This window comes from Streptomyces sp. NPDC002564 (genome assembly GCF_042889645.1).
Classification (GTDB): domain Bacteria; phylum Actinomycetota; class Actinomycetes; order Streptomycetales; family Streptomycetaceae; genus Streptomyces.
Genome location: NZ_JBIARE010000014.1, coordinates 1 through 18,626, shown reverse-complemented (window position 1 = coordinate 18,626; position 18,626 = coordinate 1). Strand labels below are relative to the sequence as shown.

At 74.0% G+C, this 18,626-nt stretch carries 15 protein-coding genes; 8 read left to right on the top strand and 7 right to left on the bottom strand.

Annotated elements, in window-relative coordinates:
* Positions 1 to 116: 116 nt before the first annotated feature.
* Positions 117 to 281 (top strand): hypothetical protein, encoded by a 165-nt coding sequence (locus ACFYXE_RS33760; RefSeq protein WP_389319196.1) that lies wholly within the window; start codon positions 117 to 119, stop codon positions 279 to 281.
* A 7-nt stretch (positions 282 to 288) separates the two neighbouring features.
* Here the strand turns inward: ACFYXE_RS33760 and ACFYXE_RS33755 are convergent, their stop codons facing one another.
* Both ACFYXE_RS33755 and ACFYXE_RS33750 read right to left on the bottom strand, forming a co-directional pair.
* Complete coding sequence (locus ACFYXE_RS33755) at positions 289 to 933, bottom strand: response regulator transcription factor (protein ID WP_389319194.1); 645 nt, start codon at positions 931 to 933, stop codon at positions 289 to 291.
* Positions 921 to 2,099 carry a histidine kinase gene (locus ACFYXE_RS33750; protein ID WP_389319192.1) on the bottom strand — a complete coding sequence of 393 codons (1,179 nt, stop codon included), beginning with the start codon at positions 2,097 to 2,099 and terminating at the stop codon, positions 921 to 923. Before ACFYXE_RS33750 ends, ACFYXE_RS33755 begins: the two co-directional genes overlap by 13 nt.
* Positions 2,100 to 2,278: 179 nt before the next feature.
* On the opposite strand from ACFYXE_RS33750, the gene ACFYXE_RS33745 reads away from it, so the two are divergent.
* Positions 2,279 to 2,443, top strand: a complete 165-nt coding sequence (locus ACFYXE_RS33745; protein ID WP_389319190.1) for a hypothetical protein — start codon at positions 2,279 to 2,281, stop codon at positions 2,441 to 2,443.
* A gap of 35 nt (positions 2,444 to 2,478) precedes the next feature.
* On the opposite strand, the gene ACFYXE_RS33740 is transcribed toward ACFYXE_RS33745, so the two are convergent.
* Positions 2,479 to 3,099, bottom strand: coding sequence for a TetR/AcrR family transcriptional regulator (locus ACFYXE_RS33740; protein ID WP_389319188.1), 621 nt, complete (start codon positions 3,097 to 3,099; stop codon positions 2,479 to 2,481).
* A gap of 139 nt (positions 3,100 to 3,238) precedes the next feature.
* On the opposite strand from ACFYXE_RS33740, the gene ACFYXE_RS33735 reads away from it, so the two are divergent.
* The 6 genes from ACFYXE_RS33735 (at position 3,239) to ACFYXE_RS33710 (ending at position 14,281) form a co-directional block, all read left to right on the top strand.
* Complete coding sequence (locus tag ACFYXE_RS33735) at positions 3,239 to 4,186, top strand: ABC transporter permease (protein ID WP_389319186.1); 948 nt, start codon at positions 3,239 to 3,241, stop codon at positions 4,184 to 4,186.
* Positions 4,179 to 5,057 carry an ABC transporter ATP-binding protein gene (locus ACFYXE_RS33730; RefSeq protein ID WP_389319184.1) on the top strand — a complete coding sequence of 293 codons (879 nt, stop codon included), beginning with the start codon at positions 4,179 to 4,181 and terminating at the stop codon, positions 5,055 to 5,057. The genes ACFYXE_RS33735 and ACFYXE_RS33730 overlap by 8 nt, the downstream gene beginning before the upstream one ends.
* Positions 5,058 to 5,152: 95 nt before the next feature.
* A complete protein-coding gene (locus tag ACFYXE_RS33725) occupies positions 5,153 to 8,800 on the top strand; it encodes a CDP-glycerol glycerophosphotransferase family protein (RefSeq protein WP_389319182.1) in 3,648 nt (1,215 codons plus the stop codon).
* A 23-nt stretch (positions 8,801 to 8,823) separates the two neighbouring features.
* Complete coding sequence (locus ACFYXE_RS33720) at positions 8,824 to 11,028, top strand: CDP-glycerol glycerophosphotransferase family protein (protein ID WP_389319384.1); 2,205 nt, start codon at positions 8,824 to 8,826, stop codon at positions 11,026 to 11,028.
* Positions 11,025 to 12,701: a glycosyltransferase family 2 protein gene (locus ACFYXE_RS33715; protein ID WP_389319180.1), complete on the top strand. Its 1,677-nt coding sequence runs from the start codon at positions 11,025 to 11,027 to the stop codon at positions 12,699 to 12,701. The genes ACFYXE_RS33720 and ACFYXE_RS33715 overlap by 4 nt, the downstream gene beginning before the upstream one ends.
* A gap of 161 nt (positions 12,702 to 12,862) precedes the next feature.
* On the top strand, positions 12,863 to 14,281 hold the full coding sequence (locus ACFYXE_RS33710; RefSeq protein ID WP_389319178.1) for a beta-propeller fold lactonase family protein: 1,419 nt from the start codon (positions 12,863 to 12,865) through the stop codon (positions 14,279 to 14,281).
* Positions 14,282 to 14,330: 49 nt separating this feature from the next.
* On the opposite strand, the gene ACFYXE_RS33705 is transcribed toward ACFYXE_RS33710, so the two are convergent.
* The 4 genes from ACFYXE_RS33705 to ACFYXE_RS33690 form a co-directional block, all read right to left on the bottom strand.
* Complete coding sequence (locus ACFYXE_RS33705) at positions 14,331 to 15,815, bottom strand: hypothetical protein (RefSeq protein WP_389319176.1); 1,485 nt, start codon at positions 15,813 to 15,815, stop codon at positions 14,331 to 14,333.
* Complete coding sequence (locus tag ACFYXE_RS33700; protein WP_389319174.1) at positions 15,799 to 16,317, bottom strand: GtrA family protein; 519 nt, start codon at positions 16,315 to 16,317, stop codon at positions 15,799 to 15,801. The genes ACFYXE_RS33705 and ACFYXE_RS33700 overlap by 17 nt, the downstream gene beginning before the upstream one ends.
* Entirely contained in the window at positions 16,314 to 17,045 is a 732-nt protein-coding gene (locus ACFYXE_RS33695) for a polyprenol monophosphomannose synthase (protein ID WP_389319382.1), read from the bottom strand. The genes ACFYXE_RS33700 and ACFYXE_RS33695 overlap by 4 nt, the downstream gene beginning before the upstream one ends.
* Positions 17,046 to 17,140: 95 nt before the next feature.
* Entirely contained in the window at positions 17,141 to 18,274 is a 1,134-nt protein-coding gene (locus tag ACFYXE_RS33690; RefSeq protein ID WP_389319380.1) for a sugar phosphate nucleotidyltransferase, read from the bottom strand.
* Between the last annotated feature and the right edge of the window lie 352 nt (positions 18,275 to 18,626).

Below are 18,626 nucleotides of genomic sequence, written 5' to 3'. Positions count from 1 at the left end.
CCGATGAAAGGATGAAACACACCGCACCACCGGCACACCGCACCACCTGCACCACGCACCCGGCACCGCCCACCGCCCGCACCGCACCGCACCGCGACCGAAGGACGACCCCACCCGTGAAAGCCCTGCTCTGGCTCCTGCTCCTCGTCGCGCTCGGCGTCAACATATCCAGCAGCTTCCTCCTGGACGGCGCCCCGCAGGCCCTCGTCAGCGTGGCCTCGGGCCTCACCGCGCTCGGCGCCGGACTCGCGCTGTACCTCACGCGGAAGAAGGCCGCCTGAACCGCGCCTACGCCCGGTTCAGATAGGCGAGTACCGCCAGTACCCGCCGGTGCCCGCTGTCGCTCGGCGGCAGCCCGAGCTTGGCGAAGACGTTCCCGATGTGCTTGCTGACCGCCCCGTCGGAGACGACGAGCTGCGCGGCGATCGTCGCGTTGTCGCGGCCCTGCGCCATCAGCTGGAGCACCTCGCGCTCGCGCGGCGTCAGCGAGTCGAGCGGGTCGTCGCGGCGCCGCGTCAGGAGTTCCGTGACGACCTCCGGGTCCAGCGCCGTGCCGCCCGCGGCCACCCGCTCCAGCGCGTCGAGGGACTCGTCGACGCGCCCCACCCGGTCCTTCAGGAGATAGCCGACGCCGCTCGCGCCGCCGCCCAGCAGCTCGGCGGCGTAGGTCTCCTCGACGTACTGGGAGAGGACGAGGACCGGCAGGCCGGGGATCTCGGCGCGGGCGGCGAGCGCGGCCCGCAGCCCCTCGTCGCGGAACCCCGGCGGCATGCGCACGTCGAGGACCGCCACGTCGGGCCGGTGCCCGAGGAGGGCGGGCAGCACCTCGGGGCCGCTGGAGGCGACCGCCACCACCTCGTGCCCCGCGGAGGTGAGCAGCAGCACCACCCCTTCCCGCAGCAGGGCGTTGTCCTCGGCGATCACCACGCGCACGGCAGCTCCACATCGATCACGGTCGGCCCCCCTGCGGGGCTCGACACCCGGACGGTCCCGTCGAGCGCGGCGACCCTGCGCCGCATGCCGAGCAGCCCGCTGCCGCCCGACTCGTCGGCCCCGCCCCGCCCCTCGTCGCGTACCGAGATGCTCAACACCGCGTCCGCCCGGGAAAGTTCCACCGCGGCCCGCCCGGCGCCGCTGTGCTTGGCCGCGTTGGTCAGCGCCTCGGCGACGACGAAGTACGCGGCGGCCTCCACGGCGGCCGGGGCGCGCACCGCCGCGCCCGCCGGGTCCTCGACCCCGTCGGCGGCGACCGTCACGTCGAGCCCGCTGCCCGCGGCCAGCGCCCGCACCGCGCCGAGGAGTCCGCGGTCGGTGAGGATCGGCGGGTGGATGCCGCGCACCACGTGGCGCAGCTCGGCGAGCGCCTCCTCGGCCTGGTCCTGGGCGTCGTCGAGGAGCCTGCGCGCCGCGTCGGGGTCCGTGTCGTAGGCGCGGCGCGCGAGCCCCACCCGCATCGACAGGGCGACGAGGCGGGCCTGTGTCCCGTCGTGCAGGTCCCTTTCGATGCGGCGCAGTTCGGCGCCGTGCGCGGCGACGGCCCCGGCGCGCGTGACGGTGAGCTCCTCGACGCGCTCGGCGAGCGCGGCGCCCCGCCGCGCCTCGGGCGGGGCGGTGAGCAGCGCGCGCGACCACGCCGCGTCGAGGTCGGCGAGGCGGGTGACCAGCGGCAGCAGCACCGCGGGGCGCCGCGCGAGCCCGCACCACACGCCGTCGACGAGCAGCCCGAGCAGGGCCAGCGGCAGCGCGACGTACAGCAGGAGCAGGGCGTGGACGAAGTGGACGGCGAGCCAGCGCAGGTCGCGCCAGGTGCCGGGGTCGGTCAGGGCCGTGCGCACCCGCTCGCGGACGTCGCCGGTGAGCGGGAGGTAGGCCTCGGGGACCGGCCGGCCGGTCCAGCCGCCGACCAGGCGCCGCTTGTACCCGGCGGTCCTGCGCAGCAGGCGGACGGTCTCGGGCAGCACGGCGGCGCCGACCACCAGCAGCGTGACGACCGCGGTGAACAGCACGAGGGCGAGGTACAGGTACGAGACGAGGGCGAGCCCGGCCCCCTTGAGCAGCTGGGCCAGCGCGGCCCCCACCCGCCGCAGCGTCTCCTTCATGCGGGTGAGGCTAGGTCACTGCGCGCGGGCGCGGGAGGGAGCCGCCGCCCGGGCGATGGTGGAGCCCGCTCCACCACGGGTCCGGGGGAGCACTCACTCGTGGCGGCGCGGCCCGCTCGGCACGATGGACCGCAGGTCGCCGCGCGAGGCGCCGGCCGTCCCGCCCGGAAGGCATCCCGATGAAGGTCCTGCTCTGGCTCGTACTCACCGCCGCCGTCGCCGTCAACGTCTCGACCAGCCTCGCCTTCGAGGGCGTGCGGCAGGTGCTGATCAGCACCGGCACGGGCGTCGTGGCCCTCGCGACGGCCGTGACGCTGTTCCTGACCCGCCGCCGCGGGGTCTGATCCCCGGGCCGGACCGGATCGTGCGGCCCCGCGCCTCAGAGCGCCCGCAGCCCCGCCGCCGTGGCCGTCGCGAGCCGGGCCAGGTAGCCCTTGGGGAGCTCGGCGCGGACCACCACCGACCGCCAGTACAGCGGCCCCGACACCAGGTCGAGCGCCAGGTCCTCGTCGGCGCCCGCCCGCATCTCGCCGCGCTCCACGGCGGCCCGCACGATGCCGCTCGCGACGCCGTGCTGTCCCTCCCGCAGCGCCTTCTGCAGGGCCTCGGCGATCTCGGGGTTGCGGGCCGCCTCGGCCTGCAGGTCGGGGATGACCTGGGAGGCGACGGGGTGGCGCAGGGCGCGCGAGGTCACCTCGTACAGCAGCCGCAGGTCCCCCTCCAGGGAGCCGGTGTCCGGCGCGGGAAGGCCCTGGACCGCTATCGCCGAGACCAGGTCGAGGACGAGGTGCAGCTTGGAGCGCCAGCGGCGGTAGACGGCGGTCTTGCCGACGCCCGCGCGGCGCGCGATGCCCTCGATGGACATGCGGGCGTACCCCACGGAGGCGAGCTCCCCGAAGACGGCCGACCTGATGGCCTCGGTCACGTCCTCGCGGAGCACGGCGGCTCCGGCGGGCGCCCTGCGGCGCGGTTGTTCACCCTGTGGCCTGCTCGTCGTCATGCGAACAGCATAAAGCGTGACGACGATACGGTTGCGTTCCGACGTGACGACGCCCTACTCTCGGCGAAGCGACGATACGGGTCCGTCCCGACGTAACCCGACGTGCGCGTCCCCGCTTCCCCGAGCGAAAGCAGTGGATGTGAGCCAGGTCCTCGAGACACCGCCCCACGGCACGCCCCCCGTGGGCCCGGCCGGTCCCGCCGCCCCGGCGGCGCCCGCACCGGACCCCGCCGAGCTGGCCGCCCGGCACGGCCTGACCGTCAGCGGCGCCCGCCCCTCCCTGCCCGCCTACGTCCGGCAGCTGTGGCAGCGGCGGCACTTCATCACCGCCTTCGCGACCGCCAAGCTGACGGCCCAGTACAGCCAGGCCAAGCTCGGCCAGCTCTGGCAGGTGATGACCCCGCTGCTGAACGCGGCGGTCTACTACTTCATCTTCGGCGTCCTCATGGACACCAAGCGGGACGTCGACGACTACGTCCCCTTCCTGGTCACCGGCGTCTTCATCTTCACGTTCACGCAGCAGTCCGTGATGGCGGGCACCCGCGCCATCTCCGGCAGCCTCGGCCTGGTGCGCGCCCTGCACTTCCCCCGGGCCTCACTGCCGATCTCGTACTGCCTGCAGCAGCTCCAGCAGCTGCTGTTCTCCATGTGCGCGCTGCTGGTGATCCTGCTCTGCTTCGGCGTGCCGCCCACCGCGTCCTGGCTCCTGGTGATCCCCGCCCTGGCGCTGCAGTTCACCTTCAACACCGGCCTGGCGCTGGTCATGGCCCGGCTCGGCAGCAAGACGCCGGACATCGCGCAGCTCATGCCGTTCGTGCTGCGCACCTGGATGTACGTGTCCGGCGTGATGTGGAGCATCGACGCGGTCCTCAAGGACCAGCGCCTGCCGCACGCCGTGCAGGTGCTCCTGGAGTCCAACCCGGCCGCCGTCTACATCGACCTGATGCGCTTCGCCCTGATCGACTCCTTCCAGCGCGACCAGCTCCCGCAGCACGTGTGGGCCTGGGCCCTGGGCTGGGCACTGCTCGCCGGGGTCGGCGGGTTCATCTACTTCTGGAAGGCAGAGGAGACCTACGGCCGTGGCTGAGACGACTCACCCCCCGACGCGCACCCAGACTCACACCCCGACGCGCACCGACCGGAAGCCCCGCGCGGGCACCGCCCCCGGCGCCCGGGAGGACGCCCCCACCGTCATCGTCGACCAGGTCGACATCGTCTACCGCGTGCACGGCGCGGGCGCCCCGGCGGGCCGCGGCGCCGCGGCCGCCGCGCTCGGCCGCATCCTCAGGCGCGGCAAGGGCGGCGAGCCCTCGGGCGTGCGCCGGGTGCACGCCGTCAGGAAGGTGTCGTTCACCGCGTACAAGGGCGAGGCCATCGGCCTGATCGGCACGAACGGCTCGGGCAAGTCGACCCTGCTCAAGGCGGTCGCCGGACTGCTGCCCGTGGAGGGCGGCCGGATCTTCACCGACGGCCAGCCCTCGCTGCTCGGCGTGAACGCGGCCCTGATGAACGACCTGTCCGGCGAGCGCAACGTCCACCTCGGCGGCCTGGCCATGGGCATGTCCCGCGAGCAGATCCAGGAGCGCTACCAGGAGATCGTCGACTTCTCCGGGATCAACGAGAAGGGCGACTTCATCACGCTCCCGATGCGCACGTACTCCTCCGGCATGTCCGCGCGCCTGCGCTTCTCCATCGGCTCCGCCAAGGACCACGACGTCCTGCTCATCGACGAGGCGCTGGCCACCGGCGACCGCTCCTTCCAGAAGCGCTCCGAGGCCCGCATCCGCGAGCTGCGCGAGCGCGCCGGCACGGTCTTCCTGGTCAGCCACAACAACAAGTCGATCCGCGACACCTGCGACCGCGTGCTGTGGCTGGAGCGCGGCGAGCTGCGGATGGACGGCCCGACCGAGGACGTGATGGCGCAGTACGAGCTCTTCACGGGCGGCGGCAAGGACTGAGCACCCGAGCGCATCCCGGCCGGGAGCATCCCTTTTGTCGCATCAATAGACGGATCCTTACACTATGGGAGCGTTTAGCAACAGAAGGAGTGCGCGTGCAGCCACGGCTGAGTGTTGTCGTCCCCGTCTACAACGTCGAGCTCTACCTCGACGAGTGCCTGGAGTCCCTGGCCGCCCAGACGTTCCAGGACTTCGAAGTGATCATGGTCGATGACGGGTCGACGGACGGCAGCGCGGCGATCGCCGAGGCCTTCGCGGCGGCCGACCCCCGCTTCCGGCTGATATCCCAGGAGAACAAGGGCCTGGGCGCGGCACGCAACACCGGGGCGCGGGAGATGTCCCCCGGCAGCGAGTACCTCGCGTTCGTGGACAGCGACGACACCCTGCCCGCCACCGCGTACGCCCTGATGATCGAGACGCTCGACGGGACCGGCTCCGACTTCGCCGCGGGCAACGTCACCCGCTTCCGCTCCGCCGGGCACGTCCAGTCCCCCGTGCACCGGGTGCCCTTCGCCGCGACCCGGCTGCGCACGCACGTGTCGAAGTTCCGCCCGCTGCTCACCGACCGCACCGCGTGGAACAAGGTGTACCGCCGCGCCTTCTGGGAGCGGCACGCTCTCGCCTACCCCGAGGCGATGCTCTACGAGGACGCCCCGGTCAGCGTCCCCGCGCACTACCTCGCCACGTCCGTGGACGTGCTGAGCGAACCGATCTACAACTGGCGCGAGCGCGAGATCGGCGAGCGCTCCATCACCCAGAACCGCACCAACCCGCAGGGCCTGATCGACCGGGTCAAGTCGATCCGCATGGTCCGCGCGTTCCTGCTCGGCCACGTCGGCGAGGACCCGATGTACGCCGAGCACCTGCGCGTCTACGACAACAACGCGCTCGCCGAGGAGATCCCCCTCTTCTGGAAGGTGCTGCCCGGCTCGGACGCCGCCTACCAGGAGGCGTTCCTGGAGCACGTGGGCCGCCTGGTCCGCGAGATCGGCCAGGACGCGGTGCGCGCGCTGCACGTGCCGCACAAGCTGAAGCTGTACCTGACCGTGCACCGGCGCCTGGACGAGCTGATCGGGCAGCTGGAGTTCGAGAAGGAGCACCCCGGCTCCCTCCCCGTCACCGGCACGCTGCGCCCCAGGGCCGACTACCCCTTCCTCGACCCGGCGGCCCCCGTCCCCGACGCGGTGCTGCGCCTGGACGCCGAGCTGCGGCTGCGCAGCCGCCTGAACGAGGCCGCCTGGCACGACGGCAAGCTGTGGCTGTCCGGCTGGGCGTTCGCGCGCCAGCTCGGCGCCGAGTCCCGGTCCAAGGCCCTGAAGTCGCTGATCCTCAAGGAGAAGGGCAGCCGCCGCACGGTCGTCGTGCCCGCCCGCAGCCACCTCGACGCCGAGGCGACGGTGGCCTCCGGCGCGGAGTTCCGGCACGCGGACTGGGCGGGCTTCGGCGCGCTGGTCAACCCCTCGCGGCTGCGCCACCGCGGCACCTGGGTCGACGGCCTCTGGTACGTCCGGATCGCCGTGGCCGGCACCGGCTCCACCCCGCGGCGCGGCCCGCTGCTCGGCGCCGGCACCGGCTCCGGCCAGACGCCGCCCGCGCACTGGGTCACCCAGGACGTGCGGGTGGCCCCGCAGATCCAGGACGGCGAGCTGGCCGTCCGCGTGGAGACGGCGCACGCCCGCGCCCTGGAGGTCCGCGCCGAGGACGGCCACCTCGTCGTCCGCGGCGTCCTGCGCACGGCCCCCGACGGCACCCCCCGGCTCCGGATGCGCCACCGCGAGTCCGGCACGATCCTGACCGCCCCGCTGGACCTCGGCGCCCCCGAGGACGGCCGCGTCCCCTTCACCGCGCGCGTCGGCACGACGGCCCTCGCCGACGTCCGCACCGACCACGAACGCCTGCGCCCCACCCAGGCGGAACGCTCGATCGCGCGCTGGGACATGTCGGTGGAGATCGTCCACACCTCTGCCACCTCCGCCACCTCCGCCACCTCCGCCGCCTCTGCCACCTCCACCACCCCCGCCGCCGAGCCCGCGTCGACCCGCCTGGCCCTGATCCTGGACGACCGCGAGGGCTTCTCCGGCGCCCAGTTCGCGCAGGGCGGCACCGGCAGGACCGTCTACGCCCGGCGCAGCCCCGGCGGCTACCTCCAGCTCTGCGACCAGCCCGTGCAGCCCCTCGTGGGCCACGTCTCCGTACGCCCCGACGGCACCGTCACCCTCACCGGCAGCTACCCCGCCCCCGGCACCCACCCCCTGGAACTCGTGCTGCGCCAGACCTGGTCGGGCCACGAGTACACCTTCCCCGCGCGGGCCGCCGACGGCCGGTTCGAGGCGAGCTTCGTGCCCGCCCCCACCCACCGCTACGCCGGGGCGACCCCGCTGCGCGCCGGCTTCTGGTGGCCCTCGGTCCAGAAGCCGGACGGCTCCCGCACCGCCGTCCAGCTCGCCCCGCCCGTCCACGGCACCCTCCCCCTGGAGGTCGAGGCGCACGGCAAGCGCGTCGAGCTGCAGGCCCGCCAGTACGACCAGCTGGCGCTGCTGGCCCACTCCGAGCTGCGCCCCGAGGAGCGCAGCCGCCACCGCCAGACCCGGCTGCGCACCGAGACCTACCCGGCCGCCCGCCACGAGCCGCTGCGCGAGGCCGTCCTGTACGACGTCTTCGGCGGCCGCATGTACGGCGACTCGCCGCGCGCCGTGCACGAGGAGATGGTCCGCCGCGGCCTGCCCGTCGAGCACCTCTGGGTCGTCAAGGACGGCCAGTGCGAGGTCCCGGCCACCGCGAAGGCGGTCCGCGTGCACAGCCCCGAGTACTACGAGGCGATGGCCCGCTCCCGCTACCTCGTCGGCAACACGCACTTCCCGCGCTGGCTGGAGCGGCGCGAGGGCCAGCAGATCGTGCAGACCTGGCACGGCACCCCGCTCAAGCGCATCGGCTTCGACTTCGACAACGACCACTTCGCGAGCACCCAGTACCTCACCGACCTGGACCGCGAGCGCCACCAGTGGACGATGCTGCTCTCCCCCAACCGGTTCAGCACGCCGATCCTGCGCAGCGCCTTCCGGTTCGGCGGCGACGTCGGCGGCGAGCTCCTGGAGGCCGGCTACCCCCGCAACGACGTGCTGCTCGCCCCGGACCGCGCCAAGCGCGCCGAGAAGGTGCGCCGCGCCCTCGGCCTGCCCGAGGGCAAGAAGGTCGTGCTGTACGCGCCGACCTGGCGCGAGGACAAGCAGCGCCACCGCGGCGGCTTCCTCCTCGACCTGCGCGTCGACCTGGCGAAGGCGCGCGCCGCGCTCGGCGGGGACCACGTCCTGCTCGTCCGCCCGCACGCCCACATCGTGGAGCCGGTGCCGGACGCGGGCGACGGCTTCGTGTGGGACGTGGCCGGCTACCCCGACATCATGGACCTGCTCCTGATCGCCGACGTCCTGGTCACCGACTACTCCTCGGTGATGTTCGACTTCGCCGTCACCGGCCGCCCGATGCTGTTCTTCACCTACGACCTGGAGCACTACCGCGACCGCCTGCGCGGCTTCTACTTCGACTTCGAGCGGCGCGCGCCGGGCCCGCTGCTGCCCACCTCCGACGAGCTGATCGCCGCGCTGCGCGACGTCGACACGGCGAGCGCCCCGTACGCGAGGGCCTACGAGGAGTTCCGCGCCGAGTTCTGCGACCTGGACGACGGGCAGGCCGCGCGCCGCGTCGTCGACCGGATGCTCGCCCACCGAGGGACGGCCACCGCATGACCACACGAGAGGGGGGCGCCGCCATGCCCGAGCTGAGCGTCATCGTCCACGGCCGCAACGTGCAGGGACACCTCGGCGCCTGCCTGGACTCCCTGGCGGCGCAGGCCGCACCGGACGTCGAGGTGATCGTCGCCGCGGTGGGCGCCTCCGCGCAGGCCGCCGCCGCGGACCGGCCCGGCGTCACCGTCGTCCCGCTGCCCGAGGGCACCGGCGACGGCGCGGCCCGCGCCGCGGGCGCCGAGCGGGCGGGCGGCCGCTGGCTGCACTTCGTGCCGAGCAAGGACGGCGTGCCGACGGGCGCCCCGCGCGCCGTCGCCGACCGCGTGGCGGAGCTGCCCGCGGGCGCGGACGTCCTCGTCGTCGACCACGTCCGCTCGACGTGGCGCCACCAGGGCATGCCGGGCCCCGACGGCAGGCACCTGGCCAAGCAGGGCCGCCGCGACCTGCCGCTCGCCGACTGCCCGAACCTCCTGAAGGTCACCCCGCTGCTCGGCAACCGCGTACTGCGCGCGGAGTTCTGGCGGGCGCACCGCGCCCGGCTGGCCGTCGACGACACGCCGTTCGCCGCGTACGCCGCGCTGCTCCTCGCCGACCGGATCGCGACGCTCGACCATGTGGTGCTCGACGTGCGGGAGTTGCGCCCCGAGAGCCTGCCCAAGGGGCCGCCCGAGGAGCGCTACGGCGTCATCGACCGCTACGAGTCGCTGCTGCGCCTCGCCGCCGAGCGCGGCCTGCCGACGGCGCCGCGCGCCGCGCTGTACGACGTGATGGTCGGCGACTGCCTGCGCGTGGTGGCCCGCGAGCGGCTGCCCGACACGGTCCGCAGGGAGTTCTTCCACCGCGCGTCGATGGCGGCCGAGGCCTGGCGCCCCGCCGGGTACCAGCGGCCCGGCGGCCTGGAGGGCGTGCGGCGCCGCCTCCTCGAGGAGGACACGTACGCCAGGTACCGCGCCTTCCAGACGGCGAACCAGCAGCGGCGCAGGCTCAGGGCGGCGGTGCTCGCGCGCAAGCACAAGGTGGGCCTGAAGGTCCGCGACCTGCGCTACCGCCGGGCCCTGGAGCGGCCCGTCGACCCCGACCTCGCCGTCTTCACCGCGTACTGGGACCGGGGCGTGGCCTGCAACCCGGCGGCGATCGCCGCCAAGCTCGCCGAACTCGCCCCGCACATCCACCCGGTGTGGGTCGTGTCGGCGGCGAACGTCCCGCTGCTGCCGCCCGGCACCGACCACGTCGTGCCCGGCACGCCCCGCTACTGGGAGGTGCTGGCGCGCGCCGCGTACTTGGTGAACAACGTCAACTTCCCCAACGCGGTCGTCAAGCGCCCCGAGGCCGTCCACCTGCAGACCCACCACGGCACGCCGCTCAAGCGCATGGGCCTGGACCAGCTGGACTACCCGGCCGCGTCCAAGGGCCTCAACTTCCACAGCCTGCTGGCCCGCGTCGACAAGTGGGACTACAGCGTCTCCGCCAACGGCCACTCCACCGAGATGTGGGAGCGCGCCTACCCCTCGCACTACACCTCGCTGGACCACGGCTACCCGCGCAACGACGTGTACTACGGCGCGAGCGCCGCCGACGTCCGGGCGATCCGCGAGAAGCTCGGCATCGCGCCGGGCAAGCGGGCGATCCTCTACGCGCCCACCCACCGCGACTACGAGGCGGCGTGGACCCCGCGCCTGGACCTCGCCACGCTCGCCGACCGGCTCGGCGAGGACACCGTGCTGCTGGTGCGCGGCCACTACTTCTACGGCGGCGCCGCCTCGCCGCTCTCGGGGCTGCGCAGGAGCGGCCGGGTCATCGACGTGTCCTCCTACGACCCGGTCGAGGAGCTCTGCCTGGCCGCGGACGCCCTGGTCACCGACTACTCGTCGATCATGTTCGACTACGCCAACCTCGACCGGCCGATCGTCATCTACGCCGACGACTGGGAGACGTACGCGAAGACGCGCGGCGTCTACTTCGACCTGATGGAGCAGCCGCCGGGCCGGGTGGCCCGCACCCAGGAGGAGCTGACCGGCCTGTTCACCTCCGACGCCTGGCGCGACGAGCAGGCCGCGAAGACGCGCCGCGCCTTCCGGCTGCGCTTTTGCGAGTACGACGACGGGCGCGCGGCCGAGCGGGTCGTGCGCCGGGTCTTCCTCGGCGAACGCGAGGAGTCCCTGCCGCCCGTGACCCCGGTCGACGAGCGCACCCCGGCACCCACGCCCGAGGAGGCGGACCAGCGATGACCACCACCCCCGACGTGACCGTCACCGTCATCGTCTACAACGACGCCGAGCGCCTCCCGCGCGCGGTCGCCTCGCTGCGCCGCCAGACGCACGCGAACATCGAGATCATCATCAGCGACGACCACTCGACGGACCGCACGCCCGAGGTGGCACGGAAGCTGGCCGCCGAGGACGACCGCGTCAGCTATCTGCGGCTGCCGCAGAACAGCGGCGGCTGCAGCGCACCGCGCAACCGGGCGCTGGAACAGGCCCGCGCGCCCTTCCTGATGTTCCTGGACAGCGACGACGAACTGCCCGGGCGCGCCGTCGAGCTGCTGCTCGCCGCCCACCGGGAGCGGACGGTGGACTTCGTGATGGGCGCGGTGGAGCGGGTCCGCGTCGACACCGGCCGCACCTCCACCTGGATGCCGCACCTGGTGGCCGAGCGCCGCACGGTCGAGGGCATCGAGGCGGAGCCCGCGCTGTTCTTCGAGCACCTCTCGACGAGCAAGATGTACCGCCGCGCGTTCCTGGACCGCAACGACCTGCGCTTCCCGGAGGGCATCCACTACGAGGACCAGCTGTTCTCGGCACAGGCGTACTGCCTGGCGACGGCCTTCACGGTGATCCCCGATCCCGTCTACCGCTGGTACATAGCCCCCTACGAGGCGGCCGAGTCGGCGTCGATCTCCAACCAGCGCCACAAGCTGACGAACGTCCGCGACCGCATCCACGTCCAGCGCCTCATCGACGCGTTCCTCGTGTCGAGCGGCCACACGGGCGTGCGGGAGGCCAAGGACTACAAGTTCCTCAAGCACGACTTCCGCATGTACGCGGGCGACCTGCCCTTCCGCGACGAGGAGTGGCTGACGGGCTTCGCGGACATCGTGAACCCCTACCTCGCCGAGCTCGCCCCCGGCGCGTACGCCCGGCTGCCGCGCGCCGAGCGGGTCGTCCTCCAGCTGGTCCGCGACGGCCGCCTCGCCGACGCCCGGCTCGCCGCGCGCGGCCTCGGCCACGGGGTGGCGCCCCGCGAGACGGCGGTGGACGGTGCCGGGCGCGTCTACTGGGGCGGGCGCGTGCCCGGCACGGAGGCGGCCCGCGCCGAACTCGACCTCACGGACCAGGGCCTGGAGTCCCGCCCCTTCCCGAGCGCGCAGTTCCGCCACGAGATCACCCGGATCGAGCGCGGCCCCGGCGCCTGTGTCGACCTGACCGTGCGCACCTACGACCCGGGCCTGCGCCTGCCGGTCGGCCCGCAGGTCGCCACGCTCCTGGTCGCCCCCGGCCGGCGCCGCCTGCAGACACCCTTCCGCCTCGACCCGGTGCGCCCCGGCGTCTTCGAGGGCACGGTCCGCCTGGACCTGACGGCGGCCCCGCTGCCCCTGAACGGCTTCGCGGGCGCCCGCCACCCGGTCCTCCAGCTCACCCAGGGCAAGCTGCGCAACACCTCCCTGCTCCTGGCCCCGCTCACCTTCCCGACGCTCACCGCCCGCGTCGACTACCGCGGCGGCGCGCTCCCGCACGAGGTGACGGTGGAACCGGAGGGCCGCGCATCGGGCCGCCTCCAGCTCCGCTGGACCCCGGTGGGCGTGACGTCGAAGGTCATCCGCCCCCTGGCCCGCAAGGCAGGCGCCGGAGCCAACTCCCGCATCCGCAGAGCGGCCCGCCTGGCAGCGAGCCTGTCCCGCTGAGGGACGCGTCAAGCCCCCGCCCGGTCACCGAATGACCGTATTCGGACAACAACGGAGGTTCCACTCCTGAAGAGTTGAGGGAGCGGGATGATTCCCGGGTCATCGCCGGGCGTCTTGCGGTTCCGCCGTCGTGGTGCGGGGCCGCCGAAGGGGGAGCTCCCTTGAATCGTGCACTCGTCAGACCCTCCGGACCGTTCGGGCCGGGCGCACGCCCCGCGCGGCGGCTCGCCTCGCTCGCGGTGGGCGGGGTCCTCGCCCTGACCGGCGTGGTGGCGCTTCCCGCGCCCGCGCAGGCCGCCGAGGGTCCCTCGGCCTACGTGGCCAACTTCCACGGCGACAGCGTCTCCGTGGTCGACACCGCGGCGAACGACGTCGTCGACAGCATCCCCGTCGGCAACAGCCCCGTCGGGGTGGCCGTCGGGCCCGGGCACGTCTACGTGACCAACTTCGACGAGGCGACCGTCTCGGCGATCGACCCCGCCACCCGCACGGTCACCGCGACCGTCCCGGTCGGCGGCAACCCCCTCAACATCGCCCTGACGCCGTCCGGCACCCGCGCGTACGTCGCGAACAGCGGCGGCACCACCGTCTCGGTCATCGACACCGCGACGAACACGGTCAGCACCAGCATCCCGGTCGGGGAGTCCCCGAACGGCGTGGCGATCGCCCCGTCGGGCGGCACCGCCTACGTGACGAACAACAACGGCAACTCGGTCTCGGTCATCGACACCGCCACCAACGCGGTCACGGCCACCGTCCCGGTCGGGAACTCCCCCTCCGGTGTGGCGGTCAGCCCCTCCGGGGCCTTCGCCTACGTCACCAACAACGGCGGCACGACGGTCTCGGTCCTCGACACCGCGACGAACACGGTCAGCGCCACCGTCCCGGTGGGCGACGCCCCCAACGGCGTCGCGTTCAACGCGTCGGGCAGCCGGGCCTACGTCGCCGACCGGGGCAGCGACGACGTGAAGGTGATCGACACGGCGACCCGTGCGGTGACGGCGACCGTCCCGGTGGGTGACAGCCCGGCCCGGGTCGAGGTCGCGCCGTCCGGCACGGCCGTCTACGCGGCCAACGTCTCGGACAACACCGTCTCGGTCATCGACCCCGCGACGAACGCCGTCACCGACACCATCAGCGGGTTCGACGGCCCCTACGGACTCGGCTTCGCCGCCGCCCCGCCGACGGGACGGGCCGACATCGACGTCGACCTGGCCGCCCAGCCGCACCTGAGCCTCCTGGTGCCCTACCTGTCGTACACCCTCACCGCCCGCAACACCGGCCCGGAGGGCGTCACTTCGGCGACCGTCACCGCGAAGCTCCCGCGGGGCGCGACCGCCACCAACCTCGCCGCCGGATGCACGGTGGCCTCGTCCACGGTGACGTGCTCCTACGGGGCCATCGCGGACCACGCGAGCGCCTCCAAGACCTTCCGCGTCCCGCTGCACCTGCTGAGCCTCGGCCAGGTCAAGGTCACGGGCCAGCGCACCGCGTCCGCGCCCACCGACCCGGAGCCGGCCAACGACACCGCGTCGGTCACCTGCACCGCCGTCTCGATCGTCCTCGTCACCTGCCCCTGACGCGGCCCGGCCGGGCGGGGTGCCCCCGCCCGGCCGCACAGCGGCTCCCTCAGCCGTTCACCTCGTACAGCACCTGCCCCCGCGGCCCCGTCGCCGCCCTGCGCAGCGCGGGGTCGTCGGGGCCGAGGCCCCCGTCGCCCGGATACTGCACGATCCACCGCACGCCGTAGCGCCACAGGATGTCCAGGCGCTCCGCGCGCGGGGTCGACGCGGCGAAGTAGTCGCGGACGGCCCGCAGCCGCGCCTCCTGGTCGGGCAGGAAGAAGTCCGGGTAGCCGGGGGCCACCGTATAGGGGCCGTAGGCGGGGATCTGGCGGGCCGGGAACGTCTTCGCCAGCACGATGTCGCCGTACTTCACCTGCCCGGTGAGCCAGTGGTAGCCGGGCCACGGCGGCCGGTACTTCGCCTCGACGCGGGCCGGCAGCGCAGCGCGCGGGACCACGTAGCCGAGCGTGCCCGCCTGGGTCCACGCGCCGAGCAGCAGCGCCGCGCCGAGCACCGCGGCGTACGCGCGGCGCACCGCGGGCCGCCCCGCCCCGACGACTTCGAGGGCCACCGCGAGCTGCGCGGGGATCAGCGCCGCGGGCAGCACCCTGCCCCACGAGTAGTGGCCGGTCAGGCCGCCCGCCGCGAACATCAGCGCGCCCAGCAGGAAGAAGAGGGCGAGCGGGTCGCGGCGGTCCCGGCGCAGGCGCAGCGCGAGCGCGACGACGCCCGGCAGGACCAGGCCGAAGTGCGCCGGCAGGTCGCGGTAGAGGGAGCGGTGGATCTGCTCCAGGTCGCCCGCGCCGAACAGCCCGAAGAAGGAGTAGTACGGCCAGGCCGCGAGGACCGCGAGCCCCAGGGCCAGTCCCCCGGCCAGCCGCAGCAGGAGCGCGCGCGTCGGCAGGGGCCGGGCGCCGAGCACCATCGCCAGCACGCCGAACGACGCGACGACGCCGGTGAACTGGTGGCTGAGCAGGACGGCCGCCCAGAGCAGCCCGAGCCCGAGGAACGCAGGACCCCGCGCCCCGTCCCGCAGGGCCTTGCGCAGCAGGGCCCAGAGGTGGAAGGAGAGGCCCAGCGCGAAGGTGCTCGGGTACGCGATGGTCAGGGCCAGCGAGTTGAGGCCGGGAAAGCCGCTCCAGGTGAAGAGCCGCGGGCCCCAGAGCAGCAGCAGGCAGAGCAGGGCCAGCGGCGGTGCCGCCCGGCGCGCGCTCAGCGTGCGCACGAAGTGCCACACGCCGGTGACCAGCAGGGTCAGCCCGGCCAGCGCGGCCACCCGCAGGACCACGAAGGTGCCGAGCCCGGTCGCCTTGGCCAGGCAGCCGAGCAGCAGCATCCAGGGCGAGTAGTACGGGCTCGGGGTGTCGGCGTCGACCAGCGGGTTGCCGGGGTGGACGAGGTCGTGGCGCAGGCGTTCGACCGTCGCCGCGTGGATGCCGAGGTCGCCCGCCCAGGGCAGGCGGAGGACGACGAGGAGGAGCAGGACGATCAGGAGCAGGGCCGCGGCCCAGGTGATCCGCCGTGCGACCGCGTTAGTGGCGACGCGCATCGTGCTGGAAGACCCACGTCCGGTAGACCAGGAAGCGGAACGCCGAGGCCAGGACGATCGACAGGGCCTTGGCGATGTTCGAGCCGAGCGGCCCGCTCATGCCCGCGCCGTGGTACCCCGCGTAGAACAGCAGGCTCTCCATGGCCACGCCGATCCCGCTGAACGCGAAGAAGAGCACGATCTGCCGCTTGGTGCGCGAGGCGCGGTCCCGGTAGGCGAAGAAGCGGAAGCCCAGGTAGTTGGTGCCCATGGCGACGCAGCTGGCCAGCACGGTCGCCGTCATCGGGCCCGAGGACAGGCCGTGCAGCAGGAGGTTGAAGACGACGAGGTTGACCGCGACGCCGCTGCCGCCGACCACGCCGAACTTCACGACCTCCAGGAACAGCCTGCGCAGCCGTGCCAGGGAGAACCGGGGCCCGGCGGGCGCCGGGGCGGCCGGGGCCGGAGCGGGCGGGGCGGGCGGGGCGGTCCGGGGCGCCTCGCGCAGGGTGGGCGCACTCATCCGCGCGCTCCCGTGCCGCGGCCGCCCGCTCTCGCGTCCAGGCGCAGCTTCCAGGGCATGACGACGGACTCCAGCTGCACCATCAGGTTCATCTTCGACTCGCCGACCGTGCGGTCCTCGAAGTGGATGGGCACCTCCAGCACGCCGAAGCCGCGGCGCAGCGCGCGGTACTTCATCTCGACCTGGAAGCTGTAGCCCGCGCTGTCCACCGAGGCCAGGTCGATGGCGCGCAGGGCGTCGGCGCGCCACAGGTTGAAGCCGCCGGTGATGTCGCGGACCCGGGTGCCGAGGATGGTGCCCGCGTAGGCGTTGGCCCAGCGCGAGAGCAGCTTGCGGTGGGCGCCCCAGGCGTCGGAGAGCGTGCCGCCCTGGACGTACCGGCTGCCGATGACGACGCCCGCGTCGGTGGCGAGGGCGACGCCGAGCAGTTCGGCGGCCTTCGCCGCGGGGTGGCTGCCGTCGGCGTCCATCTGCAGCACGTAGTGGGCGCCCTCGGCGACGGCCTGCGCCATGCCGGCCGCGTAGGCCCGGCCGAGGCCGTCCTTCTCGGTGCGGTGCAGGACGCTCATGCGGGCCGCGCCGTACCGCTCGGCGAAGCGTTCGGCGATCTCGCCGGTGCCGTCGGGGCTGGAGTCGTCGACGACGAGGAGGCGCAGGCCGGGCAGCGGGAGCGCCATCAGGGCCTCGGCCATGCCGGGCAGGCTGCCCGCTTCGTTGTACGTCGGCATGACGACGGTCAGGGGGGTCGCGGCCCAGGCTTCGGGCAGCCGGGCGGCGAGGCTCTGGGAGAGGTCGGCCGAGATGTCCTGGGGGAAGTTCACGGTCACTGCTGGAGCCCTTCGGTGGTCTGGGGTCGGCGTCCGGTGGGTGCGGCCGGGTCGTCGGGCGAGAAGCGGAGCACCGCGTCGGGCAGCACCGCCTCGCACCACACCCGCGCCCCGGTCCGCAGTTCGTTGTCGGCCCCCACGCGCGCGCCGTCCCCCACGACCGCGCCGTCCAGGACGGTGCGGCGCCCGATGCGGGCCCCCGCGCCGACCAGGCTGCGGCGGACGTCGGCGCCCTCGCCCACCTCCGCCCCGTCGAGCACGACCGAGCCGTGCACGAGCGCGCCCGCCCCGATGCGGGCCCCGGCGCCGACGACGGTCCCCGCGGCGAGCAGGGCGTCGGCGGCGACCTCGGCGCCCGGCAGGACGAGGGACTCGCCCCGCTCCCCGGGCACGGCGGGCGAGTCGACGACGCCGCGCACGAGGTCGGCCGAGGCCTGGACGAGCGCCTCGGGGCGGCCGAGGTCCAGCCAGTAGGAGTCCTCGGCGTGGCCGTGCAGGTACGCGCCGCGGGCGAGCAGCCCCGGGAAGGTCTCCCGCTCCACGGAGACGGCGCGCCCCTCGGGGATGGTGTCGATGACGGACCGCGTGAAGACGTACGCGCCCGCGTTGACCTGGTCGGTGACGATCTCCTCGGGGGTCTGCGGCTTCTCGGTGAAGGCGAGGACGCGCCCGTCGGCGTCGGTCGGCACGAGCCCGAAGGCGCGGGGGTCCTCGACGCGGGTGAGGTGGAGCGTGACGTCGGCGCCGCGCTCGCGGTGCGCCGCGACCAGGCCGCGGATGTCGACGCCGCTGAGGATGTCGCCGTTGAGCACCAGGACCGGCCGGTCGGGGCCGCCGCGCAGGCGCCGGGCGGCGTGCCGGATGGCGCCGCCGGTGCCCAGCGGCTCGTCCTCGACGACGTACTCCAGGCTGAGGCCGTGGGCGGAGCCGTCGCCGAAGTGGGGTTCGAAGACCTCGGCGAGATAGCAGGTGGCCATCACGACGTGGTCGACCCCGGCGGCGGCCAGGCGGGCGAGCTGGTGCGCGAGGAAGGGCACCCCGGCCGCGGGGACCATCGGCTTGGGCGTGTGGACCGTGACCGGCCGCAGCCGGGTGCCCTGCCCGCCGACCAGCAAAATGGCTTCCGTCATCGCCTCGCCCGCGACCTCTCTGCTGCGCTTCGGCTCTCTGCTGCGCTTCGGATGTCGTACCTCCATCAGACAATCTCACCCACCTTAGACCAAATGTCTGAATTGATGGGATATGGCGAATCTCATCACCCATTCCGCGCCACGCGGGCAACCAATCCCCCCACGCCGCACTCCACCCCCGTACACCGGCAGGCGGGCGGCGGCAACGCAAACGGGGGCGCCCCCGGGCGGGGGGGCCCGGGGGCCCCCCCCCCGGGGGGCCCGCGCCCGGGGGGGGGGCCCCCCCCGGGGCCAGGGGCGCCATGGGCCCCCCCGGGTGCGCCCGTGCCACCCCTCCCGGCGCAGGGGAAAC

Excerpts from the sequence above, each read along its gene's own strand:
- ACFYXE_RS33750 (WP_389319192.1), bottom strand. The coding sequence starts at position 2,099 with ATGAAGGAGACGCTGCGGCGGGTGGGGGCCGCGCTGGCCCAGCTGCTC.
- ACFYXE_RS33745 (WP_389319190.1), top strand. The coding sequence starts at position 2,279 with ATGAAGGTCCTGCTCTGGCTCGTACTCACCGCCGCCGTCGCCGTCAAC.
- ACFYXE_RS33740 (WP_389319188.1), bottom strand. The coding sequence starts at position 3,099 with ATGACGACGAGCAGGCCACAGGGTGAACAACCGCGCCGCAGGGCGCCC.
- ACFYXE_RS33720 (WP_389319384.1), top strand. The coding sequence starts at position 8,824 with ATGCCCGAGCTGAGCGTCATCGTCCACGGCCGCAACGTGCAGGGACAC.
- ACFYXE_RS33715 (WP_389319180.1), top strand. The coding sequence starts at position 11,025 with ATGACCACCACCCCCGACGTGACCGTCACCGTCATCGTCTACAACGAC.
- ACFYXE_RS33705 (WP_389319176.1), bottom strand. The coding sequence starts at position 15,815 with ATGCGCGTCGCCACTAACGCGGTCGCACGGCGGATCACCTGGGCCGCG.
- ACFYXE_RS33700 (WP_389319174.1), bottom strand. The coding sequence starts at position 16,317 with ATGAGTGCGCCCACCCTGCGCGAGGCGCCCCGGACCGCCCCGCCCGCC.
- ACFYXE_RS33695 (WP_389319382.1), bottom strand. The coding sequence starts at position 17,045 with ATGCCGACGTACAACGAAGCGGGCAGCCTGCCCGGCATGGCCGAGGCC.
- ACFYXE_RS33690 (WP_389319380.1), bottom strand. The coding sequence starts at position 18,274 with ATGACGGAAGCCATTTTGCTGGTCGGCGGGCAGGGCACCCGGCTGCGG.